The following is a 23362-nucleotide window of genomic DNA, read 5'->3' on the forward strand; positions in this document are numbered from 1 at the left end:
GCTGGGGTGGTGAGGTGCGGCGGAGCGGCGGGCGCGCCGGGCGCCCGCCGCTCCGGAACGGACCGGGTGTCAGCAGTCCTTGAGGGTGGTGCAGAGCGCCGAGTCCATCGCCTTGGCCACGTCGGCGTCGGCCGGGCCGGCCCACGGGACCTTGGGCTGCGCACCGGCCTTGGTGCTCGTCCAGACCGCGAGCTCGTCGACCGTGCCGTCCGGGTTGCTCAGGTACTCGTGCAGGGTGACGGCGGTGCCGCCGGACTGCGGGACGGTGACCGTCGCGGCGAAGTAGGTCGCGTCCTCGGGGCTGGTCACCTTGACGGTGGCGCCGGGGAGGGTCTTGGCGCAGGCCTTGACCTCCTCGCGCAGGTCGTCGAACACCAGGTGGGCGCTCTGCGCGACGCCGCTGCTCGGCCGCGGGTCGCCGATGTGGAGCAGGGTCTGCTGGGCCTGCCACTGGTCGGCCCCGCCCGCGCCGAGCAGCGACTGCGCGGCGGCGCGGCCGGCGCCGAGGCTCGCGTGGTCCGGGTCCAGCTTCGCGTGGCACAGCTCCTGGAGCTTGAAGACCGGCGCGCCGTTCACGCCCTTGGCGGTGCTCGCCGGGGCCGGCCAGTGGTAGGTCGAGTCCAGCGGGACGGCGTGCGGGTCGATCCAGGCGCCGGCCGGGATGTCCTTGGAGACGGCGGGGCCGGCCGCGGACGGCTTGGCCGCGCCCGAGGTGGGCGCGGCGGCGGGGCCGCTCGCCGGGGCGGTGCCGGCCGCGGTGGCGGTCGGGGCGGCGGCGGTGGTGGTCGGGGCGGCGGCCTGGTCCCCGTTGTTCTCCGGTCCGCAGGCGCTCAGCGCGGCGAGGCAGGCGAGCGCGGCGGCGGTGACGCCGACGGTGGCGGTGAGCCGGCCGCCGGCCCTTCCGGTGGTCGCGGTGGTCGCGGTGGACCCTGCGGACCCGGTGGTCGCGGTTCCAGCGGCCCCGGTGGTCCCGGTGGTCCCGGTGGTCCCGGTGGTTCCGGCGGTTCCGGTCGTGCGCATGGTGCTTTCCTTCCCCCGATGTGACGGTGCCCGTCGACACGGCCGCACCACCGGCCGGCTGACCAGTGGTCAGTCCCCCTGTGGGCCCCCGCCTCGACGGCGTCGAAACCTAGTGCGAACCGCCGCCGCCACGCAAAGCGACCCACCGGCCGGAAACCGGTACCGCGGCCGGGCGTGGAAACACTCCTCGCGGGTTTGAACGCGTTCATTTTTGCTTTAGGCTAAGCAGCACACCACGAGGGGGCTCGATGAAGATCGTCATACCTGGCGGAACCGGACAGATCGGCCGCATCCTGGACCGCGCCCTGACCGCCGAGGGCCACGACGTCCTGATCCTCACCCGGCGGCCGCGGCGCGACCGGGAGCTCTACTGGGACGGCCGGACCCTGGGCCGCTGGGCCGAGGCCGTCGACGGCAGCGACGCCGTCGTCAACCTGGCCGGGCGCAGCGTCAACTGCCGCTACACCCCGGCCAACCAGCGCGCCATGCTGGACTCCCGGGTGGACTCCGCGCGGATCATCGGCGAGGCCGTCGCCGCCGCGAAGCGCCCGCCGCGGGTCTGGCTGCAGATGAGCACCGCCACCATCTACGCCCACCACTTCGGGGCTCCGCACGACGAGGAGACCGGCGTTCTCGGCGGCGACGAGCCCGACGTCCCCCGGTACTGGGACTACAGCGTCGACATCGCCCGGGCCTGGGAGCGCGCCCAGCGGGACGCCCCCACCCCGGACACCCGCCGGGTCGCCCTGCGCACCGCGATGGTGATGAGCCCCGACCGCGGTGGCGCCTTCGACCTCATGCTGCGACTGGCCCGCTGCGGGCTCGGCGGTCCGATCGCCGGCGGCGCGCAGTACATGTCCTGGATCCACGACCGGGACCTGGTGCGGGCCGTCACCTTCCTGCTCGACCGCGACGACCTGGCGGGGCCGGTGAACCTGGCCGCCCCGCACCCGCAGTCGCAGCGCGCCTTCATGGCCGCGATCCGCCGGGCCTGGGGGATCCCGGTCGGCCTGCCCGCCACCCGCTGGATGGCCGAGCTCGGGGCGTTCGCGCTCCGCTCGGACACCGAGCTGCTGCTCAAGAGCCGCACGGTGGTGCCGGGCCGGCTCCAGGCGGCGGGGTTCGCGTTCGAGCACTCGCACTGGCCGGCGGCGGCCGTCGACCTCGCCCGGCGGGTCCGGTGCCGGCCCGCGCGGACGGCCGACCGTCCGGCGTGAACGGGCGCCGACCGTCCGGCGTGAACGGGCACCGGGCGATCCGGCGTGACCGGGCGCCGACCGTCCGGCGTGAACGGGCACCGGGCGATCCGGCGCCAACGGGTACCCGGCGGGTGGCACGCCCGGTCCGGGCACGCGGGGCCGGGTACGCGCTCGCCACGGCCGCGGCCGCCCGTACGATGGGCGGCGGACGGCAGTCGGACGGACGTCGGACGGACGTCGAACGGAAGCCGGACGGCAGGCGGGCGGAGCAGGAGGACGGCGCGGTGTTGCGCGGGCTCGGGGATCTCGAAGCGGAGATCATGGACCGGCTCTGGAGCTGGGGCCGGCCGGCGACCGCCCGCGAGGTCGTGGACGACCTGCAGCGGACGCGGCCGGTGGCGTACACCACCGTCACCACCGTCGCCGACATCCTGCACACCAAGGGGTGGCTGCGCCGCGAGAAGGCCGGCCGGGCCTGGGTCTACGAACCGACCTGCACCCGCGAGTCGTACACCGCGCAGCTGATGCACCAGGCCCTGGAGACGACGCCCGACCGGGCCGGGGCCCTGCTGCACTTCGTGGACCGGATCAGCGGCGACGAGGCCTCGGCGCTGCTCGCCGCCCTGGAACAGGTCAAGGCGCGGGACGACGGGTGACGGCCGCCCTGCTCGCGCTCCACCTCCTGCTGGTCGGCGTGCTCCTCCCCCGCCGGCTGGCCGGCTCACGCCGCCTCCAGGGCCGCCCGGCCGTCGGCGTGGCGGTCTGGCTGGCCCTGATGGCCTCCTTCGGGACCGGCCTGCTGCTGGCCGCACACCACCTGCTCGCCCCGCTCGGCCACGAACCGGCCGGCCTGGTGGGCCTGTTCCCGCACGTCGAACCGGCCGCCGCCGCGCCGCCCGCCCACGACTGGTGGGCGCCGGCCGGGGCGGCGCTCGCGCTGGGCGCGGTGGCGGCGGCCGTCGGCGGGCGGGCCGCGCGGCAGCGGCGGCGGCACCGGGAGGTGCTGGACGTGGTGGCCGGGCGGGACCGGCGCCACGACGCCCTGGTCCTGGACGATCCCCGGCCCGCCGTCTACTGCCTGCCCGGCCGGCACGCCCGGGTGGTGGTCTCGCGCGGGGCGCTGGAGCTGCTCGGCGAACGGCAGTTGGCCGCCGCCGTCGCCCACGAGCACGGTCACATCCGCGGTCGGCACCATCTGGTCCGGGTCGTGGCGGACACCTTCGCGCTGGTCCTCGGCCCGCTGCCACTGGCCCGCACCGGAGGGGCGGAGGTGGCCCTGCTACTGGAGATGGCCGCCGACGACGCCGCCCTCACCGAGGTCACCCGCACCGAACTCGCCTCCGCGCTCTGCGCCCTGGCCGCCGGGCCGGCCCCCGGCCCCACCCTGGCGGCCGCCACCACCGGCGTCCTCCCCCGCGTCCGCCGCCTCGCCCGGCCCGCCCCCGGCACCCCCACCGCCTGGCGCCTCGCCGCCGCCTCCGCCCCCGTCCTCCCCTACCTCCTGGCCTGCGCCCCGCACCCGTGACGGGCGGGGCGGCCCCGGGCCGGCGCGCCCCGGTCGCGTCCCCCGGGTGACCCGGGCCGATCAACCGGGCGACCCGGTGGTGCAGCACCGCCGAGAACGTGATCCTCACCGACGGCCTGCCCGTCAACCGGCGGTTCGTCAGCGCCGTCACCGACAAGGGCGGCTGCGTCACCCCGCCCGCCGGCTCCGCCGACACCGTGACCTGCGGCATCGGCGCGCTCGCGGCCGGTGCCTAGGCCACCGCCTCGTGGTGAAGGCTCTCAACGCCGGTGCCGGCGGCAACACCAACACGGCCAAGGCCACCAGCAGCACCCCCGACACCGCGACCGACGACAACCCCGTCACCCTTCCCCCTCACCTCCCCTGTGAGCCGACCGGCGCCGAACGCCGAGGGGCACGCAAGGGGCGTCGTCCCTCAGCGTTCGGCGGCCCGGGTCAGTTGGCCGAGAACGGCCACCCGCAGCCCCTCCTCGCGCACCGCGCGGCGCGGGCGGTCGGTGCCGGAGCCGATCGGGCGGCCGCACCGGCCGGAGCCACGACGTGCGGCCCCTGCCCCGGCGTCCGGCCGGTCACGCACCCCCGGCCCGGCGGGCCGGCGAGCCGGCCAGGGGCGAGTCGTCCTCGTACCGCACCTCGTAGACCCGCTCGGAGAACTTCCAGCCGTCCTCGGTGCGCTGGTAACGGTCGTGGTAGATGGCGTAGTTCAGCCCTCCGCGGCCGTCGAGGGCACGCCCGAGCTCCGCCATGTACGCGCGGCCGGACGCGGTGTCGCCGTCGAGCCGGATCACGCCCGGGTGCGTGTTCTGCACGAGGAAGTCGACGAACTCCGGCACCCGCTCGCCCCAGGCTCGGATCGCCTCCGGCCCTTCGAGCTCGACGGGGATGTTGGGCATCCGCAGCGCGCCGTCCGGCGTGAACAGCGAAGCGATGCGGTCGTAGTCGCGCATCATCACCGCGTCGGTGAACTCGCCGCGCAGCGCCTCGATCTCGACGCGATCCGCGATGGCCTGGATGTCGGTCATCGGTGTCCTCCTGTCGCCTGGGCCTCGGTGGACGGTGTTTCCGTCCGCCCGCAGTAAGGAAGACGACATGGCGCCGCGGACTGTGACACCGATCTGCCGAGCAGGCGGGTCGTGTTCCCCGTGCCGAACCACCCGCAGCGCGCCTACGGCCGGACGGCGCCGACGTAGGGCATGGCGTCGATGGGGAGGACCTCGACGTTCTTGCCGGTGCGCGGGGCGTGGATCATCTTGCCGTCGCCGATGTAGAGGCCGACGTGGTGGAGGTCGGAGTAGAAGAAGACGAGGTCACCGGGCTGGAGGTCGGAGCGGGCGATGCGCCGGCCGGCGTTCCACTGGTCCTGGGAGACGCGCGGGAGCTTGACGTCGGCGGCCCGGTAGGCGGCGCCGGTGAGGCCCGAGCAGTCGAAGCCGGCGGGGCCGGTGGCGCCCCAGACGTAGGGCTTGCCGAGCTGGGCGTAGGCGAACCGGACGATGGTGGCGGCGCGGCCGGTGGCGGGCCCGGTGTAGGCGGGCGGCTCGGCGCGGTTGCCGGCGCGGGAGGCGCGGGCGGCGGCCTCCTGGGCGTTGACCTTGGCGCGGTCGGCGGCACCGAGCTTGTCGAGGAGCGCCTGGGCCTTGGCCAGCTTGTCCTGGATCTGCCTCTTCTCCCCGGCCAGGGCGGTGCCGGCGGCGTCCAGCCGGGCGAGGGTGGCGGTGGCCTCGGCGCGGTCCTGGTCGAGCTTGCGCTGCTCGTCGCGGGCCTGCCGGAGCAGGGCGGCCTGGGAGTCGATCACCTGGTTCCGGGCGGAGGCCTTCGCCAGGTAGCCGCTCGGGTCGGAGTCCAGCATGAGTCGGACGGACGGGTCGATCCCGCCGTTGCGGTACTGCTCGGCGGCGATGGCGCCGAGCTGGGTGCGGAGCTGGTTCATCGCCTCCTGCCCGCGGGCGACCTTCTCCTGGATCCGGTTGGCCTCGCCCTGGAGTCGCTGCTGCTTCTCCTGGAAGCCGTTGTAGCGCTCGATCGACTGCTCGGCCTCCTCGTTGAGCCGGTCGACCTGTTCCTTGACGGAGTCGAGGGTGGGCGCGGGCTCGGCCCGGGCGGTGCCGGCGGCGGCGAGCACGGCGCTGCCGGCCATCGCCGTGGTGACCACCGCGAGGCGGGCCCGGCTCGGCGGACTGGGCTTGCGACGCTTCCCCATGGCGGTGGGCTCCTTCGCGCGGTTCCGGGCACTCGGCGGCAGTTCGAGCATTTCGAGCATTTCGAGTATTTCGGGCAGCTCGGACGGCCCGGACGGCACCCGCGGCGCCATCTACTAAGTAACTTAATAGATGCTTCCCCGGTCTCCGCAACCGAGGTGAGTGCAACCGATTGCAGAGCGAGGGCAAGGTCACACCCTCCGCCTCTGCTGCGCGCCCGCCGCAGGGCGCTAACCTGCGGGCATGACGGTCCCGCCCGAAGGGCTCCCCCTGGCCGCCGAGTTCCCGGCAGCACACCGCGAGCAGTGGCAGCACCTCGTCGAAAGCGTGCTGCGCAAGTCGGGTGCACAACCCGCCGACGGCGAAGCGGCCGAGCAGGCGCTCACCACCGCACTCCAGGACGGGCTGAGCGCCCGCCCGCTGTACACCGCCGAGGACGCCCCGGCCGAGCCCGGCTACCCCGGCTTCCCGCCCTTCGTCCGCGGCGGCCGGCCGCAGGGCTCCGCGGTCGCCGGCTGGGACGTCCGCCAGCGGCACGCCGACCCCGACCCCCGCCGCACCAACGAGGCCGTCCTCGCCGACCTCGAGAACGGCGGCGGCTCGCTCTGGCTGGAGCTCGGCGGCGCGGGCCTGCCGATCGCGGCGCTGCCGGAGGCGCTGACCGGCGTCTACCTCGACCTGGCCGGTGTGGTGCTCGACGCGGGCCCCGAATTCACCGATGCCGCCGAGCAGTTGTTCAAGCTGTACGAAGAGCGCGAGGTCTCCCCCGGCGCCGCCGCCGGCAACCTGGGTGCCGACCCGCTCGGCCTGCAGGCCCGCACCGGCGACACCGGTCGCACCGACGCCCTGATCGCCGAGGCCACCGCCCTCGCCGCCCGCTGCGCCGACGGCTACCCGGGCCTGCGCGCGCTGACCGTCGACGCCCTGCCGTACCACGAGGCCGGCGCCTCGCCCGCCCAGGAGCTGGGCTGCTCGCTCGCCACCGGGGTCGCCTACCTGCGCGCGCTCACCGCCGCCGGGCTCTCCGTGGACGCCGCGCTCGGCCAGCTGGAGTTCCGCTACGCGGCCGACGCCGACCAGTTCCTGACGATCGCCAAGTTCCGTGCGGCGCGCCGCCTCTGGGCCCGGGTCGCCGAGGTCTCGGGCGCCACGCCGGACGCCTCGGCGCAGCGCCAGCACGCCGTCACCTCCGCCGTGATGATGACCGCCCGCGACCCGTGGGTGAACATGCTGCGCACCACGGTGGCCTGCCTGGCCGCCGGGGTCGGCGGCGCGGACGCGGTGAGCGTCCAGCCGTTCGACGGCGCCGTCGGTCTGCCGGACGCCTTCGCCCGCCGGATCGCCCGCAACACCCAGTCGATCCTGCTGGAGGAGTCGCACCTGGCCCGGGTGATCGACCCGGCCGGCGGCTCCTGGTACGTCGAGCAACTGACCGACGAACTGGCGCACGCCGCCTGGGCCTGGTTCCAGGAGATCGAGCGGGCCGGCGGCCAGCAGGCCGCCCTCGCCTCGGGGTCCGTCGGCGAGCGGATCGCCGCCACCTGGGCGGAGCGCTCGGTCAAGCTGGCCAAGCGGCGCGAACCGGTCACCGGCGTCAGCGAGTTCCCGAACCTCGGCGAGCAGCCGCTGGTCCGCGAGCCGGCCCCGGCCGCGCCCGGCGGCGGACTGCCGCGAGTGCGGCGCGCGGAGGCGTACGAGGCGCTGCGCGACCGCTCGGACGCGCACCTCGCGGCCACCGGCGCGCGGCCGACGCTCTTCCTCGCCTCGATCGGCACCGCCGCCGCGCACACCGCGCGGACCACCTTCGCCGCCAACCTGTTCCAGGCCGGCGGGATCGCCACCACCTCCGTCGAGGGCACCGACCCGGCCGCGTTCGCCGAGGCGTTCAGCGCCTCCGGCGCGTCCGTCGCCTGCCTGTGCTCCAGCGACGCGCTGTACGGCGAGCACGCCGAGGCCGTCGCCGCGGCGCTGAAGGCCGCCGGCGCCCGCCGGGTGCTGCTGGCCGGCCGGCCCGGCGAGCAGCGCGAGGCCTACCTGGCCGCCGGCGTGGACGAGTTCGTGTTCGCGGGCGGTGACGCGGTCGCCGTCCTCTCGTCCCTGCTGGACGAGATCATCGAGATCGGAGCGGTGTGATGATCCCCGACTTCACCGGAATCGGGCTGGACGGGGACACCGCCGGGTCCGTCAACGACGGGCAGTGGCGCGACGCCTGGCGCCGGGCCACCGGCAAGGACGTCGACGAGCAGCTCTGGGACACCCCCGAGGGCATCGGCGTCAAGCCGCTGTACACCGCCGACGACCTGGCGGGCCTGGACTTCCTGGGCACCTACCCCGGCATCGCCCCGTACCTGCGCGGCCCGTACCCGACCATGTACGTCAACCAGCCGTGGACCGTCCGGCAGTACGCCGGCTTCTCCACCGCCGAGGAGTCCAACGCGTTCTACCGCCGCAACCTGGCGGCCGGTCAGAAGGGCCTGTCCGTCGCCTTCGACCTGCCGACCCACCGCGGCTACGACAGCGACCACCCGCGCGTCACCGGCGACGTCGGCATGGCGGGCGTCGCCATCGACTCGATCTACGACATGCGCCAGCTGTTCGACGGCATCCCGCTGGACAGGATGTCGGTCTCGATGACCATGAACGGCGCCGTGCTGCCCGTCCTGGCGCTGTACATCGTCGCGGCCGAGGAGCAGGGGGTGCCGCCCGAGAAGCTGGCGGGGACCATCCAGAACGACATCCTCAAGGAGTTCATGGTCCGCAACACCTACATCTACCCGCCGCAGCCGTCGATGCGGATCATCTCGGACATCTTCGCGTACACCTCGCAGAAGATGCCGCGGTACAACTCGATCTCCATCTCCGGCTACCACATCCAGGAGGCCGGCGCCACGGCCGACCTGGAGCTCGCCTACACCCTGGCCGACGGGGTGGAGTACCTGCGCGCGGGCCTGGACGTGGGGCTGGACGTGGACGCCTTCGCGCCGCGGCTGTCGTTCTTCTGGGCGATCGGCATGAACTTCTTCATGGAGGTCGCCAAGCTGCGCGCGGCCCGCCTGCTCTGGGCCAAGCTGGTCAAGCAGTTCGACCCCAAGAACGCCAAGTCCCTCTCGCTGCGCACCCATTCGCAGACCTCCGGCTGGTCGCTCACCGCGCAGGACGTCTTCAACAACGTCACGCGCACCTGTGTCGAGGCGATGGCCGCCACCCAGGGGCACACCCAGTCGCTGCACACCAACGCGCTCGACGAGGCGCTGGCGCTGCCCACCGACTTCTCCGCCCGCATCGCCCGCAACACCCAGCTGCTGCTGCAGCAGGAGTCCGGCACCTGCCGGGTCATCGACCCGTGGGGCGGCTCGGCCTACGTCGAGAAGCTCACCAACGACCTGGCGCGCCGCGCCTGGCAGCACATCCAGGAGGTCGAGGCGGCCGGCGGCATGGCCAAGGCCATCGACGCGGGCATCCCGAAGATGCGCGTCGAGGAGGCCGCGGCCCGCACCCAGGCCCGGATCGACTCCGGCCGCCAGCCGGTGATCGGCGTCAACAAGTACCGGGTGGAGAGCGACGAGCAGATCGACGTGCTCAAGGTCGACAACTCCTCGGTGCGCGCCCGCCAGATCGAGAAGCTGCGCCGACTGCGCGAGGAGCGCGACGAGGCCGCCACCCAGGACGCGCTGCACGCGCTCACCCGGGCCGCCGAGGCCGGCCCGCGGCGCGGCGGCTCGCTCGACGGCAACCTGTTGCACCTGGCCGTCAACGCGGCCCGGGCCAAGGCCACCGTCGGCGAGATCTCGGACGCCCTGGAGAAGGTGTACGGCCGCCACTCGGGCCAGATCCGTACCATCTCCGGTGTGTACCGAGACGAAGCGGGCCCGTCGGCCTCCCTCCAGCGCACCCGTGACCTGGTCGAGCGGTTCGAGGAGGCCGAGGGCCGCCGCCCGCGCATCCTGGTCGCCAAGATGGGCCAGGACGGCCACGACCGCGGCCAGAAGGTGATCGCCACCGCCTTCGCCGACCTCGGCTTCACCGTCGACGTCGGCCCGCTGTTCCAGACCCCGGCCGAGGTCGCCCGCCAGGCCGTCGAGGCCGACGTCCACATCGTCGGCGTCTCCTCGCTGGCCGCCGGTCACCTCACCCTGGTGCCCGCGCTGCGGGCCGAACTCGCCGAGGCGGGCCGCGAGGACATCACCATCGTCGTCGGCGGGGTCATCCCCCCGCAGGACTTCGACGCCCTGTACGAGGCGGGCGCCGCGGCGGTCTTCCCGCCCGGCACGGTCATCCCGGACGCCGCCTACGACCTGCTGAAGTCGCTGGCGGCCGACCTCGGCCACGAGCTGTGAGCCGGAGCTTCTAGGCGATGCCTCCGCGGACGATCGACCTCGACAGCTATGTGACGGGTGTCCTGGACGGCTCGCGCGCCTGGATCGCGCGGGCCGTCACCCTCGTCGAGTCCACCCGGCCCGACCACCGCGCGCTCGCGCAGCAGTTGCTCCAGCGGCTGCTGCCGCACGCGGGCGGGGCGGTCCGGGTGGGCATCACGGGCGTGCCCGGTGTCGGCAAGTCGACCTTCATCGACTCCTTCGGCACCATGCTCACCAGCCTCGGCCACCGGGTCGCGGTGCTCGCCGTCGACCCGACGTCCAGCCGCACGGGCGGCTCCATCCTCGGCGACAAGACCCGGATGGAGCGGCTGGCGGTCGATCCGCACGCCTTCGTCCGCCCCTCCCCCACCTCCGGCACGCTCGGCGGGGTCGCCAAGGCCACCCGCGAGTCGATGGTGGTGATGGAGGCGGCCGGGTACGACGTCGTGCTGATCGAGACGGTCGGCGTCGGGCAGTCGGAGACGACGGTGGCGGGGATGGTCGACACCTTCCTGCTGCTCAGCCTGGCCCGGACCGGCGACCAGCTGCAGGGCATCAAGAAGGGCGTGCTGGAGCTCGCGGACGTCATCGCCGTCAACAAGGCGGACGGCCCGCACGAGACCGACGCGAAGGCCGCGGCCCGCGAACTCGCGGGCGCGCTGCGGCTCTTGCAGGCCCCCGATGCCGCGTGGACGCCGCCGGTGCTCACCTGCAGCGGCCGCGAGGGCCTCGGGCTGGACGTGCTGTGGGAGCGCTTGCAGCAGCACCGCAAGGTGTTGGACGCGACCGGCGCCCTGGCGGCGAAGCGGCGGGAGCAGCAGGTGGAGTGGACCTGGTCCATGGTCCACGACCAGCTCTACGCGCGGCTGCACGAGCACCCGGAAGTACGGCGCCTCGCCCCGGAGTTGGAGGCCCAGGTGCGGGCCGGGACGCTCCCGGCGGGCCTGGCGGCCCAACAGCTCTTGGACGGCTTCTTCGGCGCCTCGTAGATCAACGCCGTTCCGGTGGGCGCGAGGGTCGCACAGTGGTTCTAGACCGCTGGGTCAAGAACCTGCTACCGTCCTCGCATGGCCCGCCCCCGTACCTTCGACGCCGATGTGGTGGTCGAGCGCGCAATGCAGGCATTCTGGACGCTCGGGTACGCCAACACCTCGCCGGCAGCGCTGGCCGAGGCCACTGGCGTGGCGAAGGGCAGCCTGTACAACGCCTTCGGGAGCAAGCGCGAGCTGTTCGAGCAGGCACTCAAGCGGTACGACCGGCTCGGCGCGGAGTTCACCGCGGAGTTGTTGGCGCGGCCCGGAACCACCCGCGCATGCCTCCGGGCCTTCCTCCGGGACAGCGTGAAGTCCGACCTGGACCATCCGGTTCGACGCGGCTGCCTGGCGGTGAACACGGCCGTCGAACTCGCCAGCCACGACCCGGAGATCGCTCGCGCGGTGCGCCGCGCCGTGGAGCGGACCATGGCCGAGCTGGAATCCCGGATCGCGCAGGGCGTGCTGGACGGTGACGTGCGCGCCGGCCTCGACCCGCGCGCCACCGCCGAGTACCTGATGAACACGCTCGCCGGGCTGCGGGTGATGGCCCGCACTTATGACGAGGCGACGCTGCTCCGCATCGCCGACACCGCGCTGGCGGTGCTCGACCCAGCCTGACCGGTCGCCGATCCCGCTTGCCCGAGGGGGCATCCCCGGGGGCGGCCAAGCCATGCCCTCATTTTAGACCAGTAGTTCAAGAAAGGTGTCCCATGGATCTTCAGCTCGCCGGCAAGACCGCCGTCGTCACCGGTGCCAGCCGCGGCATCGGCCTGGCGATCGCCGAAGCGCTCGCCGCGGAGGGGGTGCGCGTGCTCGGCGCGGCCCGCACCGTGACACCGGAGCTGGACAAGGTCGCGGCGGCGACGGTGTCCGCCGACCTGTCCACGCACGAGGGCGCCGAGGCCGTCGTCGCGGCGGCGATGTCGGAACTGGGAGGCATCGACATCCTGGTGAACAACGTGGGCGCCGGCGATGCCGAGCACTTCAACCTCGGCGGATTCCTCGAGACCGACGACGACCAGTGGCGCCGGCTGCTGGACCTCAACCTCTTCAGCGCCGTCTGGACAACCCGTGCCGCACTGCCGAGCCTCGTCGAGCGCGGTGGCGCCATCGTGAACATCTCCTCGGTCAACTCCCGCGTACCCGCGACCGGCCCGGTCGGCTACAGCGAGGCCAAGGCGGCCCTGACCACTCTGAGCAAGCGGCTGAGCGAGGAGTTCGGACCCCAGGGAGTGCGCGTCAACACCGTCACCCCCGGGGTGGTCGGCACCCCCCAGTGGCGCGGCCCGAACGGCGTCGGCGCCAAGGTCGCCGCCACCCAGGGAATCGGGCACGACGAACTCCTGTCAGCGCTCCCGCAACAGTTCCAGATGGCCTCCCCCCGGATCACCGAACCCGAGGAGGTCGCCGCGCTCGTCACCTTCCTCGTCTCCCACGCCGCGGCCAACGTCCTCGGCGCCGACATCGTGATCGACGGCGGCACCATCAAGACCGTCTGACCGGCGGCACCGTCGCCGACCGACCTTCGGCCCGAGTGGTGGAGCAGGGGGCAGGCCCCGGACCGCATGCCCGGTCCGGGGCCTGCCCGGAGCCCGGCGCCCGGGCTCCTGAGTTCGGGTCAGACGCTCTTGGCGGCGGCGAAGCGGGTCGAGACGTCCTGCCAGTTGACGACGTCCCAGAGCTTCTCGACGTAGTCGGGGCGGACGTTGCGGTACTGCAGGTAGTAGGCGTGCTCCCAGGCGTCGAAGGCGAGCAGCGGGGTGGTGCCCTGGCCGACGTTGCCGTGGTGGTCGTAGACCTGCTCGACGATCAGGCGCCTGCCGAGCGGCTCCCAGGAGAGGATGCCCCAGCCGGAGCCCTGGACGCCGGTGGTGGCGGTGGTGAGCTGCTTGCGGAAGGCCTCGAAGCCGCCGAAGTGCTCGGTGATGGCGTCGGCCAGCTCGCCCTCGGGGCGGTCGCCGCCCTCCGGGGAGAGGTTCTGCCAGAACAGCGAGTGCAGCACGTGGCCGGACAGGTGGAAGGCGAAGGTCTTCTGCAGGCCGACCAGGCCGCCGAACTGCTCCTTGTCGCGCGCCTCGGCGAGCTGCTCCAGGGTGTCGTTCGCGCCCTTGACGTAGGCGGCGTGGTGCTTGGAGTGGTGCAGCTCCAGGATCTCCGGGGACATCGCGCGCTCCAGCGCGGAGTAGTCGTACGGCAGGTCGGGAAGCGTGTAGGTGCTCATCAGAACACGGGCCCTTTCGGCAGGTTGAACGTCGGCGGTCATGCCGGGACAACACTATTGCGTATCAGTTGCAAGAACGAAGCTTAGGCTTCTGCTTATTCCTCACACGCCCGCCCCGACACCCCGGACCAGGTCTGACGGGTCGCCACTGACCGCCACCTGACAACGTTTCGGTTTCGCCGGACACCAATCCACACCAGGGTCTTCCCGCCACGCGACAGTGTGTGCCATTTTACATGTCACACATCGAGCGGCCGCGCCCCAATTCGCGGCCCCCGAACGGCCCCGGAGGCCCCCACAGATGCGTCCCTTCCGGATATCCAAGGCCAGTGCGCGCAGATTGCCGGCGCTCGGCGCCGCCTTCTTCCTCGCGCTCGGCCTGTTCGCCCCGCAGAGCCAGGCGGCCGCTGCGGCCCCCACCGGCCCCACCAGCCCGGCCGCCGCCCCCGCCGCCCCCGCCGCCGCGCCGAAGTCCGTCCCGGTACCGAAGTCCCCCGAGGCGCGCACCGACGGACGCCCGCTCGCCGCCGAGAGCACCTCCAAGGACAGCCGCCCGAAGGCGGCCACCACCCCCGCGGACACGACCGCCAAGACCGCCAAGCAGTTCTCCGCCGCGGCGGCCGCCGCGGCCGCCGACGCCTGCGACGTCTCCGGCATCCTCAGCGCCTCGGGCAGCGCGCTGATCCAGCAGGTCAAGGCCCTCCCCACGGTCGAGTGCACGTACCCGCTGTTCAACCTCACCGGGAACGACGCCAGGAACGTCTTCCGCGAGGCCCAGATGGTGACCGTCGCCGACGCCCTGCGCGCCGCCTCGGCCGCCTACCCCGGTGACAACTCCACCTCGGTCGGGCAGCTGGTGATGTTCCTGCGCGCCGGCTACTACGTCCAGGACAACCAGCCGGACAACGTCGGCGGCTACGGCACCGCGCTGCAGACCTCCATCCGCGGCGCGCTGGACGCCTTCTACGCCGCCCCGCACAGCCAGGACGTCACCCAGGCCAACGGCAACACCCTCAACGAGGCCGTCACCCTGATCGACAGCGCCAAGGAGAACGCCCGGTACGCCGGCGTCGTCAAGCGCCTGCTGGCGGGCTACACCACCGGCTGGCCGGCCTCGATGACCCAGGCCGTGGCCAACACCGAGACGGTCATCACCAACGGCTTCGACCGCGGCCTGGCCGCCGTCCTCCAGGCCGACCCGTCCTTCGGCACCACCTGGGCCGCCTTCGTCACCCGCAACGGCGCCCAGCTGGACGGCGGCGACGTGGTCACCCGGATCGGCATGCTGATCGGCACCATGCTCGCCCACGACGAGCTGAAGGCCCAGGGCCGCCCGCTGGTCAAGGACCTGATCAACCGGTACCCGCTGGTCGGCGCCACCGCCCCGCTCACCATGAACCTGGTCTGGTTCACGGAGAACAAGGACAAGGGCAACTGCTCGTACTACGGCATCTGCGACCTGCCCACCCGGCTCCCCCCGCTGGTCCTCACCCACGACCGCGTCTGCAACGCCAACCTGCGCGTCCGCGGCCAGGAGATGACCGACCAGCAGCTGTCGGACACCTGCACCAGCCTGATCAACCAGGACGCCTTCTTCCACAAGGTGATCCAGGACAACGGCGCGATCCCCGGTGACGTCAACACCAACCTCGAGGTCGTCGTCTTCGACGACTACTACAACTACAGCCTCTACGCCGGGTCGATGTACCACATCGCCGTCGACAACGGCGGCATGTACGAGGAGGGCGACCCGGCCAAGGCCGGCAACCAGGCCCGCTTCATCGCCCACGAGGCCAGCTGGCTGCGCCCGGAGTTCCAGATCTGGAACCTCAACCACGAGTACACCCACTACCTCGACGGCCGCTACGACATGTACGGCGACTTCGACGCCGGCATGACCACCCCGACCATCTGGTGGGTCGAGGGCCTCGCCGAGTACATCTCCTACGGCTACCGCAACGTGCGCAACGCCGACGCGATCGCCGAGGCCGGCAAGAAGACGTACAAGCTCAGCGAGCTGTTCGACACCGTCTACGACCAGACCTCCGACGCCGCCGTCAACTCCAACCGGGTCTACCGGTGGGGCTACCTCGCCGTGCGCTACATGCTGCAGTCGCACCCGGACGACGTGAAGGCGGTGCTCGCCAAGTACCGCACCGGTGACTGGGCCGGCGCCCGCACCCTGCTCAAGAGCACCATCGGCACCCGGTACGACGCCGACTTCGCGAACTGGCTGACCGCCTGCGCGGCCGACAACTGCGGCACGCTGCCGCCGGTCCAGGCCCCGCTCTGCACCAACCCGGACACCCGGCAGTTCGACAACGACTGCCGCCGGGACGGCCTCGCGGCCACCACCGGCAACTACAGCCACCACTTCCTGTACCTGCCGGCCGGCGTCCGGCAGCTGACCATCACCAGCAGCGGCGGCACCGGCAACGCCGACCTGTACTACAACGGCGGCAACTGGGCCACCACCGGCTCGTACCAGGCCAGGTCCGCCAACGCCGGCAACGGTGAGACCCTCACCATCACCAACCCGCCGGCCGGCTGGGTGTACTTCAGCCTCGCCGCCCAGCAGTCCTTCGGCGGCGTCAGCGTGACCACGCAGTACAAGTAACCGGACCCGCCCGCGACCGCACACCCGGGGCACCACGCGCACCACGCGCACCACGTGCACCAGGCGCGGCAGGCGCGGCAGACCGGTCACCGGAGGAGGGCCCCGCCGCACCGGCGGGGCCCTCCGTCATGCCGCGCCCGGCCGCTCCCCCGCCGACCAGGTGACCAGCGGCGGCCGGACGGCGGCGCAGAGCGGGTGGCCCAGGGCGTCGGTCAGGCCGAGCCGGGCCAACAGCAGCCCGCCGCGCACCGCCGCCACGGCGGTCTCCCGGCCGATCCCGTCCAGCATCAGCTTGGCGCGGCGGAACAGGGTGGAGCCGTCCGGACCGCCGGCGACCCAGGAGAGGTAGACGAACCGGGCGCCGGGACCGCCCTGGACGTACGGGCCGAGCAGGTCCGTCCCCTTCGCGGTGCACTCCAGCGTCCAGACGGCGTGCTCCGCGTCCCCCGGCACCGGGTCGAGCAACTCGCCCGGCCTGCCGCGGCGTTGGACGCCGACGTGGATGTCGTCGTAGCCCGGGAAGCCGGGCGCCGGGGCGCAGTTGCGCCCCGGGAGAGCGGTGGCCTCGATGCGGATCGACACGGTGCTCTTCGAGGCCCTGTTGTTCGGCGCGGCGCTGTTCGGCGCGGTGCTGTTCGACATGGTGCCATCCTGCCGCCCCACCCGGAGGCGGGCGCTTCAGGACGGCGCCGGCGCGCCCGAGTCGTCCGGGGCGACGGGGGCGACAGGGGCGACGGCCGAGAGGAGGGGCGACGAGGGGTGCGGCGCAGGTCAGCCGACCGGGGCGGCGGACCAGGCGAGGAGCATCCGCAGGGCGTCGTCGGACGGCGAGCCCGGTTCGGCGGCGTAGGTGATCAGGGCCTGGTCGGGGTCGTCGGCCGGGCGCAGGGTGTCGTAGCAGAGGTCCAGCTCGCCGACCAGCGGGTGGTGGAAGCGCTTGCGACCGGAGGTCTTGTCCCCCACCGGGTGCTCCGCCCACCAACGGCGGAACTCCTCGCTGCGCATGGACAGTTCGCCGATCAGCTCGGCCAGCCGGGGGTCGTCGGGGCGGCGGCCGGCCTCCAGGTGGAGGAAGGCGACGTTCTCGCGGGCGCAGCCGGTCCAGTCCGCGAACAGCTCGCGCGAGGCGGGGTCGAGGAAAGTGATCCGGGCGATGTTGCGCTCGGCCGGGGCGAGCCTGCCGTAGTCGCCCAACAGTGCGGCGGCGGCCCGGTTCCAGGCCAGGATGTCCATCCGACGGCCCATCACCAGGGCGGGTACGTCGGGCAGTTGCTCCAGCAGCCGGGCCAGCATCGGACGGACGGGCTGCGGTCCGCGCGCTGCCGACGGGCCCCGGCCGGACCGGCCGACCTGGCGGGGACGGGCGAGCCGGTGCAGGTGCCGGGCCTCGTCCGGGCCGAGCCGCAGGCCGCGGGCCACCGCGTCGACCACGGCCTCGGACGGGTTGCCGACCCGGCCCTGTTCCAACCGCGTGTAGTAGTCGACGCTCACCCCGGCGAGCTGCGCGAGCTCCTCGCGGCGCAGCCCGGCCACCCGGCGGCGGCCGCCGAAGTCCGGCAGGTCGACGTCCTCGGGCCGGAGGCGGGCACGCCTGGTCCGGAGGAACTCGCCGAGGGTGGTCGTGGTGTTCATAGGAGGATTGTCGCCGCCCACGCCACGGGCAGCCTGGCCCCGTCAGGACCAGGCTGCCGCCTCGACACCCGGGCGGGTGGCCCGGCGGCTCGTCGGCCACCCGCCGGGCCGGCCGCCGCCGGGCCCCTCGTCGGACCGCTCAGGCGGCCGGAACGGCCGTCACCAGGCCGCCGTCCACCACGATGTCCTGCGAGGTGATGTAGGAGGAGCGCGGGGAGAGCAGGAAGGCCACCGTCTCGGCGACGTCCTCGGAGGCGCCGAGCCGGCCGATCGGCACCTGGGCCCGGACGGCCTCGTGGTCGGCCGGGTCGGGGAAGACCTCGGCGAAGATGTCGGTGACGATGAAACCGGGGCTGACCGAGTTGACCCGGATGCCCCGCCCCGCGAGGTCGCTGCCGAGGGTGCGGGCCAGGTTGTGCACGGCGGCCTTGGTCGCCGCGTACACCGGCGCCTGGGCCGGGCCGCGGTGCAGCGTCCAGGAGGCGTTGAGGACGACGGAGCCGCCGCCCGCCGCGTCGAGCAGCGGGAGCATGTACTGCACGGTGAAGAAGACGCCCTTGAAGTTGACGTCCACGGTGTGGTCGAAGTCCTTCTCGGTGACTTCGTCGCCGCGCTGGAAGACGGCGACGCCGGCGTTGGCGAACACCCCGTCGAGCCGGCCGTACCGGTCGGCGACCACGCCCGCCAGCCGCTTCAGTTCGGCCGGCACGCCCGCGTCGGCGCGGACCGTGAGAAGGCGCTCGCCCGCGTCCAGCTCCGCCGCGGCGCGCGCCAGCTTGGCCTCGTCGCGGCCGGTGATCACGACGCTCGCGCCGCCGTCCAGCAGCAGCCGCGCCGTGGCGAAGCCCATCCCCCGGCTTCCGCCGGTCACCAGGACCACCTTGCCCTCGAACTCGCGGGCGCCGTTGTCGCTCTCGTTCGCGTGCTCGCTCTCGTTCGCGTGCTCGCTCTCCTTCGCGTTCGCGTTCTCGTTCTCGTTCTCGTTCGGATTCGCGTTCTCGTTCTCGTTCGCGTGGGTCATGCCCCCACCTTCGCGGCGGCGTGGGCCGGCCAACCAGGCCCGCCGTCACCGGGGTCCACCGGGGCCACCCAAGCGGGTCGGCTACACCTGGGAGGTCCGCCTGCGCCGGTAGCGGCCGGTGGCCGATGCCCCGACGGTCACGGACGGGCGGGAGGGGCCCGAGGGGCGGGACTGGCCCGCCGTGGTGAGGCCCGGCCGGGGTCGCGCGGCCGCCTCGGGGTGCCAGGCCCGGACCGCCGCCGCGCCCGCGGCCAGGGCGAGCACGGCCAGGACGGTCGCCGCTCCCGGGAGGCCGGCGGCGGCGCCGAGGCGGCCGGCCAGCGGGTAGGTGAGCAGCCAGCAGCCGTGCGAGAGGGAGAACTGGGCGGCGAAGGCGGCGGGCAGGTCGGCGGGGGCCACCGCGTCGCGCAGGACGCGACCGGTCGGGGTGAGGATCAGCGAGCCGGCCGCGCCGAACGCCGCCCAGAGCGCCAGCAGGGCGGGCCAGCGCCAGGGCGCCGGGCCGGCCGCGGTGAGCCCGGCCAGCGCGCCGAGCAGTCCGGCGGTGCCGAAGGCCGCCGGGACCATCACGGCGCGGTCGGACAGCCGGTCGAGCATGCGGGGCAGCAGCAGGGCCACCACCATCGAACCCGCGCCGTACGCGCCGAGCGCGAGCGGGACGTCACCGGGCGGGCGGCCGAGGCGGTCCCGGACGTAGACCACGGTGTTGACGATCACCATGGCACCGCCGGCGGCGACCGCGAGGTCGAGCGCGAGCAGTGCGCGCAGCCGTGGTCGCGAGAGGAAGAGCCGCAGGCCCCGGCCCGAGCGGGCGAGGACACCGGCGGCGGTGGCGCCGGCACCGGGAGCACCGGAATCGCGCCCCGGGCCCGGGTCCGGGACCGGCTTGGGGAGGACGGCGGAGACGACCAGGGCGGCCGAGGCGAGGAACCCGGCCGTGGTGCCCCAGAACAGCCAGTGGTAGCCGACCAGCGCCAGCAGTCCCGCCGCGAGCACCGGGCCGGCCACGCTCTCCAGGTCGTACGCGAGCCGGGACAGGGACAGCGCGCGGGTGTAGTCGCGCTCCTCGGGCAGCACCTCGGGGATCACCGACTGGAACGCCGGGGTGAACGCCGCCGAGGCCGACTGCAGCAGGAAGATCAGCAGGTAGACCTGCCAGACCGCGTCGACGAACGGCAGCGCGAGCGCGACCGTCGCCCGGATCAGGTCGGAGGCGACCATCAGCCGCCGGCGCGGGATCCGGTGGGCCAGCGCACCGACCAGCGGCGCGATCCCGACGTAGGCCACCATCTTGATCGCCAGCGCCGTGCCGAGCACCGAGCCGGCGTCGGCGCCGGCGAGGTCGTAGGCGAGCAGACCGAGGGCGACGGTCGCCAGTCCGGTGCCCACCAGGGCCACGACCTGGGCGGCGAACAGGTGCCGGTAGGTGCGTTCGCGCAGCACGGACAGCATGGGGACCCCGCTCGGACTCGGCCCGCCGGACGGCGGCGGGCGGGACGACGGTGCGCAGGACGGCAGGCCACCGGCGGGGCGGCGTGAACGCCGGGACGCCGCCGGGGCGATGGCACCAGCATAAGACAACATGTGCATACGTGTGCACCTATTGGTGAGAAGAAGAAGCCCCTGCCCGCCCGCTCCCGCACCCCCGCACCCCCGCCCGCGCTCCTGACCGGTCGGCGGGACGGACCCTGCCGCCCCCGGCTCAGTCGTGCGGCGGCAGCCCGCTGATCTGGTGGTCGGCGACGTTCAGCGCCTCGTTGACCAGCCGGCGCAGATGCCCGTGCCGCAGCGCGTAGACCACCCGCCGCCCGTCCTTGCGGGTGGTGACCAGCCCGGCCAGCCGCAGCTTGCCCAGGTGCTGGCTGACCGAGGGCCGGGCCGCGCCGCAGGCCTCGGTCAGCGTCGTCACGTCGGCCTCGCCCTCGCCCAGCCGCTGCATCAGCGCGAGCCGGGTGCGGTCGGCGAGCAGCGCGAGGATCCCGGCCGCCGTCTCCAGCCGCTCGTCGCTCCCCGCCGCCTCGTCGCTCCCCGGCCGCGCGCCGACGCCGGGCTGCTGCGACCGATGCGCACCTGACAGTTGAAGGCTCCCGCTCATGGGCACATCGTAGAGCGCCCGCCGCACCGGCTCACCCGTGCGCACTCCGCCGCCTCGCGGGCCAGCGCGGCAGAGATCCGGCGCGGGTCCGCGAGGTGGCGGCCCTCACGAGAAGGCGGCGCCTCGGAAGGCGGCGCCTCAGGAGAAGTCGAGCGACCCCGTGCGGGTGCGCTTGAGCTCGAAGAACTTCGGGTAGCCGGCCAGCAGCCGCACGCCGTCGAAGACCTTCAGCGCGTCCTCGCCCCGCGGGATCGCGCTGAGCACCGGCCCGAAGAACGCGGTGCCGTCGACGTGGAGGGTCGGCGTCCCGACCTCCTCGCCGACCGGGTCCATGCCCTCGTGGTGGCTCTTGCGCAGCGCGAGGTCGTACGCGGTGCTGTGGGCCGCGTCGGCCAGTTCCTCCGGGAGCCCGGCCTCGATCAGGGCCTCCCGGATGACGGTGTCGTCGGCCGCCCGGTCCTGGTCGTGCAGGCGGGTGCCGAGCGCGGTGTAGAGGTCGCGCAGGACGTGCTCGCCGTGGTGCTCGGCCGCGGCGACGCAGACCCGCACCGGGCCCCAGCCGGTGTCGAGCAGGCGGCGGTAGCGCTCGGGGAGGTCCTCGCGGCCCTCGTTGAGGACGGACAGGCTCATCACCCGGAAGGTGAGGTCGAGTTCGCGGTGGCGCTCGACCTCCAGGATCCACCGGGAGGTGATCCAGGCGAACGGGCAGATCGGATCGAAGTAGAAGTCGACTGTGTTGGTCACGCTGCCGAGCCTAGGGGCCAGGTGGTCCGGCAGACAGGGGCCGGTTCGGCACGCGGTTCCTGGGCCACTTACAGGGGTCGGCCCCTCCGGGCGGCCCGGGTCACGCGGCGTCAGGCGTTCCGCAGGTCGGCGATCCGCTTGATCTTGCCGACCGAGCGCTCCAGGCTGTACGGGTCCAGCACCTCGGCCTCCACCGTCACCCCGACGCCGTCCTTGACCGCCCGGACGATCGCCGCCGCCGCGGCCTCCCGCTGCTCGGACGTCGCGTCGGGCCGGGCCTCGACCCGGACCGTCATGTGGTCCAGTCGGCCCCGGCGGGTCAGCCGCAGCTGGAAGTGCGGCGCCACCGCCGGGACCCGGAGCAGGATCTCCTCGATCTGGGTGGGGAAGACGTTCACGCCGCGCAGGATGATCAGGTCGTCGCTGCGGCCGGTGACCTTCTCCATCCGCCGGAACGCCGGGCGGGCGGTGCCGGGCAGCAGGCGGGTGAGGTCGCGGGTGCGGTAACGGATGACCGGCAGCGCCTCCTTGGTGAGCGAGGTGAAGACGATCTCGCCCCGGGTGCCGTCGGGCAGCACCTCGTCGGTCAGCGGGTCCACCACCTCGGGGTAGAAGTGGTCCTCCCAGACGTGCAGCCCGTCCTTGGTCTCCACGCACTCCTGGGCGACGCCGGGGCCCATCACCTCGGAGAGGCCGTAGATGTCGACGGCGTGCAGGTCCATCCGCTCCTCGATCTCGCGGCGCATCTCCTCCGTCCACGGCTCGGCGCCGAAGATGCCGACCCGCAGCGAGGTGTCCCTCGGGTCCACGCCCTGCTTCTCGAACTCGTCGAGCAGGGTGAGCAGGTAGGAGGGGGTGACCATGATGATCTCGGGCCGGAAGTCCTGGATCAGCTGCACCTGGCGGGCCGTCATGCCGCCCGAGGCGGGGATCACCGTGCAGCCGGCCCGCTCGGCGCCGTAGTGCGCGCCCAGGCCGCCGGTGAACAATCCGTACCCGTAGGCGACGTGCACCTTGTGGCCGGCCCGGCCGCCGGCCGCGCGGATCGAACGGGCCATCACGTCGGCCCAGACCGAGAGGTCGTGCTCGGTGTAGCCGACCACGGTGGGCCGGCCGGTGGTGCCGCTGGAGGCGTGGATCCGGCGGACCTGCTCCATCGGGACGGCGAACATGCCGAAGGGGTAGGTCTCGCGCAGGTCGGCCTTGGTGGTGAAGGGGAAGCGCGCCAGATCGGCGAGGGTCCGGCAGTCCTCGGGCCGCACACCGGCCGCGTCGAACTTCTTCCGGTACAGCTCGACGTTGTCGTACGCGTGGCGCAACGTGCGGCGGAGGTGCGCCAGTTGGTGCGCGCGCAGCTCCTCGCCGGTCATCCGCTCGCCGGCGTCCAGCAGTCCGTCCGGGATCGGCTCGCCCAGACGGGTCCGGGCGGGCTCCGGGCCGGTCGGCGTGCTGGTCATCGCTACTCCCTCCACCGTCGGGGGCGGCCGGCCGAGCCGACTGCCGACCGACCATTCGGTCTGCGCTCGAACAGGCCCAAGTAATCCAGCCCCCGAACCGCCTGTCAAGGGTCGCCGCGCACGTCGGGGCGGTGCGACCGCGCCCTCGGAGCCCGCCCCGAACCCGGCCCGGGCGGGGGCGCCGCCGCCCGCGCCGGCGCCCGCGCCGGCTGGGGGGGCGGCCGCGGCGGTGGGGTCCGCT

Annotated in this window: 21 protein-coding genes; 10 read left to right on the plus strand and 11 right to left on the minus strand. The window is 73.7% G+C overall.

The window, feature by feature from the left end; translation table 11 throughout:
* Positions 1–69 precede the first annotated feature (69 nt).
* A complete protein-coding gene (locus ACFVHB_RS30245) occupies positions 70–1020 on the minus strand; it encodes a hypothetical protein (protein ID WP_380328568.1) in 951 nt (316 codons plus the stop codon).
* 248 nt (positions 1021–1268) lie between these two features.
* Between ACFVHB_RS30245 and ACFVHB_RS30250 the strand changes: the two genes are divergently transcribed.
* The 4 genes from ACFVHB_RS30250 (at position 1269) to ACFVHB_RS30265 (ending at position 3980) form a co-directional block, all read left to right on the plus strand.
* Positions 1269–2237, plus strand: coding sequence for a TIGR01777 family oxidoreductase (locus ACFVHB_RS30250; protein ID WP_380328570.1), 969 nt, complete (start codon positions 1269–1271; stop codon positions 2235–2237).
* Positions 2238–2506: 269 nt separating this feature from the next.
* Positions 2507–2875 carry a BlaI/MecI/CopY family transcriptional regulator gene (locus ACFVHB_RS30255; protein ID WP_380328610.1) on the plus strand — a complete coding sequence of 123 codons (369 nt, stop codon included), beginning with the start codon at positions 2507–2509 and terminating at the stop codon, positions 2873–2875.
* Entirely contained in the window at positions 2872–3744 is an 873-nt protein-coding gene (locus tag ACFVHB_RS30260) for a M56 family metallopeptidase (protein WP_380328572.1), read from the plus strand. The genes ACFVHB_RS30255 and ACFVHB_RS30260 overlap by 4 nt, the downstream gene beginning before the upstream one ends.
* A 98-nt stretch (positions 3745–3842) precedes the next feature.
* Entirely contained in the window at positions 3843–3980 is a 138-nt protein-coding gene (locus tag ACFVHB_RS30265) for a hypothetical protein (protein WP_380328574.1), read from the plus strand.
* Positions 3981–4313: 333 nt separating this feature from the next.
* Here the strand turns inward: ACFVHB_RS30265 and ACFVHB_RS30270 are convergent, their stop codons facing one another.
* Together ACFVHB_RS30270 and ACFVHB_RS30275 are read right to left on the minus strand one after the other, a co-directional pair.
* The gene (locus ACFVHB_RS30270; RefSeq protein WP_380328576.1) at positions 4314–4766 is read right to left on the minus strand and encodes a nuclear transport factor 2 family protein; all 453 of its coding nucleotides are present in this window, start codon (positions 4764–4766) and stop codon (positions 4314–4316) included.
* 143 nt (positions 4767–4909) lie between these two features.
* Complete coding sequence (locus tag ACFVHB_RS30275) at positions 4910–5944, minus strand: NlpC/P60 family protein (RefSeq protein WP_380328578.1); 1035 nt, start codon at positions 5942–5944, stop codon at positions 4910–4912.
* A gap of 241 nt (positions 5945–6185) precedes the next feature.
* On the opposite strand from ACFVHB_RS30275, the gene ACFVHB_RS30280 reads away from it, so the two are divergent.
* The 5 genes from ACFVHB_RS30280 (at position 6186) to ACFVHB_RS30300 (ending at position 12833) form a co-directional block, all read left to right on the plus strand.
* Positions 6186–8075, plus strand: a complete 1890-nt coding sequence (locus ACFVHB_RS30280; protein ID WP_380328580.1) for a methylmalonyl-CoA mutase subunit beta — start codon at positions 6186–6188, stop codon at positions 8073–8075.
* Positions 8075–10279 carry a methylmalonyl-CoA mutase gene (scpA, locus tag ACFVHB_RS30285; protein ID WP_380328582.1) on the plus strand — a complete coding sequence of 735 codons (2205 nt, stop codon included), beginning with the start codon at positions 8075–8077 and terminating at the stop codon, positions 10277–10279. The genes ACFVHB_RS30280 and scpA overlap by 1 nt, the downstream gene beginning before the upstream one ends.
* Before the next feature lie 17 nt (positions 10280–10296).
* Positions 10297–11289 (plus strand): methylmalonyl Co-A mutase-associated GTPase MeaB, encoded by a 993-nt coding sequence (gene meaB / locus ACFVHB_RS30290; protein WP_380328584.1) that lies wholly within the window; start codon positions 10297–10299, stop codon positions 11287–11289.
* 78 nt (positions 11290–11367) lie between these two features.
* On the plus strand, positions 11368–11952 hold the full coding sequence (locus tag ACFVHB_RS30295) for a TetR/AcrR family transcriptional regulator (RefSeq protein ID WP_380328586.1): 585 nt from the start codon (positions 11368–11370) through the stop codon (positions 11950–11952).
* 92 nt (positions 11953–12044) lie between these two features.
* Positions 12045–12833, plus strand: a complete 789-nt coding sequence (locus ACFVHB_RS30300) for an SDR family oxidoreductase (RefSeq protein ID WP_380328588.1) — start codon at positions 12045–12047, stop codon at positions 12831–12833.
* 119 nt (positions 12834–12952) lie between these two features.
* On the opposite strand, the gene ACFVHB_RS30305 is transcribed toward ACFVHB_RS30300, so the two are convergent.
* Positions 12953–13555 (minus strand): superoxide dismutase, encoded by a 603-nt coding sequence (locus ACFVHB_RS30305; protein ID WP_380328590.1) that lies wholly within the window; start codon positions 13553–13555, stop codon positions 12953–12955.
* Positions 13556–13856: 301 nt separating this feature from the next.
* On the opposite strand from ACFVHB_RS30305, the gene ACFVHB_RS30310 reads away from it, so the two are divergent.
* Positions 13857–16172, plus strand: coding sequence for a collagenase (locus tag ACFVHB_RS30310; RefSeq protein WP_380328591.1), 2316 nt, complete (start codon positions 13857–13859; stop codon positions 16170–16172).
* 126 nt (positions 16173–16298) lie between these two features.
* Here ACFVHB_RS30310 and ACFVHB_RS30315 read toward each other — a convergent pair whose 3' ends face one another.
* The 7 genes from ACFVHB_RS30315 to paaK all read right to left on the minus strand — a co-directional run bounded on the left by ACFVHB_RS30315 (position 16299) and on the right by paaK (position 23121).
* Positions 16299–16814: a DUF5990 family protein gene (locus ACFVHB_RS30315; protein WP_380328593.1), complete on the minus strand. Its 516-nt coding sequence runs from the start codon at positions 16812–16814 to the stop codon at positions 16299–16301.
* Positions 16815–16943: 129 nt separating this feature from the next.
* Complete coding sequence (locus ACFVHB_RS30320) at positions 16944–17804, minus strand: helix-turn-helix transcriptional regulator (RefSeq protein ID WP_380328595.1); 861 nt, start codon at positions 17802–17804, stop codon at positions 16944–16946.
* 139 nt (positions 17805–17943) lie between these two features.
* Entirely contained in the window at positions 17944–18825 is an 882-nt protein-coding gene (locus ACFVHB_RS30325; protein WP_380328597.1) for an SDR family NAD(P)-dependent oxidoreductase, read from the minus strand.
* Positions 18826–18906: 81 nt separating this feature from the next.
* Positions 18907–20277 (minus strand): MFS transporter, encoded by a 1371-nt coding sequence (locus tag ACFVHB_RS30330; RefSeq protein ID WP_380328599.1) that lies wholly within the window; start codon positions 20275–20277, stop codon positions 18907–18909.
* 250 nt (positions 20278–20527) lie between these two features.
* Positions 20528–20920 (minus strand): ArsR/SmtB family transcription factor, encoded by a 393-nt coding sequence (locus ACFVHB_RS30335; RefSeq protein WP_380328601.1) that lies wholly within the window; start codon positions 20918–20920, stop codon positions 20528–20530.
* A 138-nt stretch (positions 20921–21058) separates the two neighbouring features.
* Positions 21059–21664 carry a disulfide bond formation protein DsbA gene (locus ACFVHB_RS30340; protein ID WP_380328603.1) on the minus strand — a complete coding sequence of 202 codons (606 nt, stop codon included), beginning with the start codon at positions 21662–21664 and terminating at the stop codon, positions 21059–21061.
* 110 nt (positions 21665–21774) lie between these two features.
* Complete coding sequence (gene paaK, locus ACFVHB_RS30345; protein WP_380328604.1) at positions 21775–23121, minus strand: phenylacetate--CoA ligase PaaK; 1347 nt, start codon at positions 23119–23121, stop codon at positions 21775–21777.
* Positions 23122–23362: the final 241 nt, after the last annotated feature.

Origin of the sequence: Kitasatospora sp. NPDC127111, assembly GCF_042677465.1 — a bacterium.
In the GTDB taxonomy this organism is placed as follows: domain Bacteria; phylum Actinomycetota; class Actinomycetes; order Streptomycetales; family Streptomycetaceae; genus Kitasatospora.

Coding starts and splice junctions, on each gene's coding strand:
- ACFVHB_RS30245 (WP_380328568.1), bottom strand. CDS start 1,020: ATGCGCACGACCGGAACCGCCGGAACCACCGGGACCACCGGGACCACC.
- ACFVHB_RS30295 (WP_380328586.1), top strand. CDS start 11,368: ATGGCCCGCCCCCGTACCTTCGACGCCGATGTGGTGGTCGAGCGCGCA.
- scpA (WP_380328582.1), top strand. CDS start 8,075: ATGATCCCCGACTTCACCGGAATCGGGCTGGACGGGGACACCGCCGGG.
- ACFVHB_RS30300 (WP_380328588.1), top strand. CDS start 12,045: ATGGATCTTCAGCTCGCCGGCAAGACCGCCGTCGTCACCGGTGCCAGC.
- ACFVHB_RS30320 (WP_380328595.1), bottom strand. CDS start 17,804: ATGAACACCACGACCACCCTCGGCGAGTTCCTCCGGACCAGGCGTGCC.
- ACFVHB_RS30305 (WP_380328590.1), bottom strand. CDS start 13,555: ATGAGCACCTACACGCTTCCCGACCTGCCGTACGACTACTCCGCGCTG.
- meaB (WP_380328584.1), top strand. CDS start 10,297: ATGCCTCCGCGGACGATCGACCTCGACAGCTATGTGACGGGTGTCCTG.
- ACFVHB_RS30335 (WP_380328601.1), bottom strand. CDS start 20,920: ATGAGCGGGAGCCTTCAACTGTCAGGTGCGCATCGGTCGCAGCAGCCC.
- ACFVHB_RS30325 (WP_380328597.1), bottom strand. CDS start 18,825: ATGACCCACGCGAACGAGAACGAGAACGCGAATCCGAACGAGAACGAG.
- ACFVHB_RS30270 (WP_380328576.1), bottom strand. CDS start 4,766: ATGACCGACATCCAGGCCATCGCGGATCGCGTCGAGATCGAGGCGCTG.
- ACFVHB_RS30280 (WP_380328580.1), top strand. CDS start 6,186: ATGACGGTCCCGCCCGAAGGGCTCCCCCTGGCCGCCGAGTTCCCGGCA.
- ACFVHB_RS30250 (WP_380328570.1), top strand. CDS start 1,269: ATGAAGATCGTCATACCTGGCGGAACCGGACAGATCGGCCGCATCCTG.
- paaK (WP_380328604.1), bottom strand. CDS start 23,121: ATGACCAGCACGCCGACCGGCCCGGAGCCCGCCCGGACCCGTCTGGGC.
- ACFVHB_RS30275 (WP_380328578.1), bottom strand. CDS start 5,944: ATGGGGAAGCGTCGCAAGCCCAGTCCGCCGAGCCGGGCCCGCCTCGCG.
- ACFVHB_RS30310 (WP_380328591.1), top strand. CDS start 13,857: ATGCGTCCCTTCCGGATATCCAAGGCCAGTGCGCGCAGATTGCCGGCG.
- ACFVHB_RS30330 (WP_380328599.1), bottom strand. CDS start 20,277: ATGCTGTCCGTGCTGCGCGAACGCACCTACCGGCACCTGTTCGCCGCC.
- ACFVHB_RS30315 (WP_380328593.1), bottom strand. CDS start 16,814: ATGTCGAACAGCACCGCGCCGAACAGCGCCGCGCCGAACAACAGGGCC.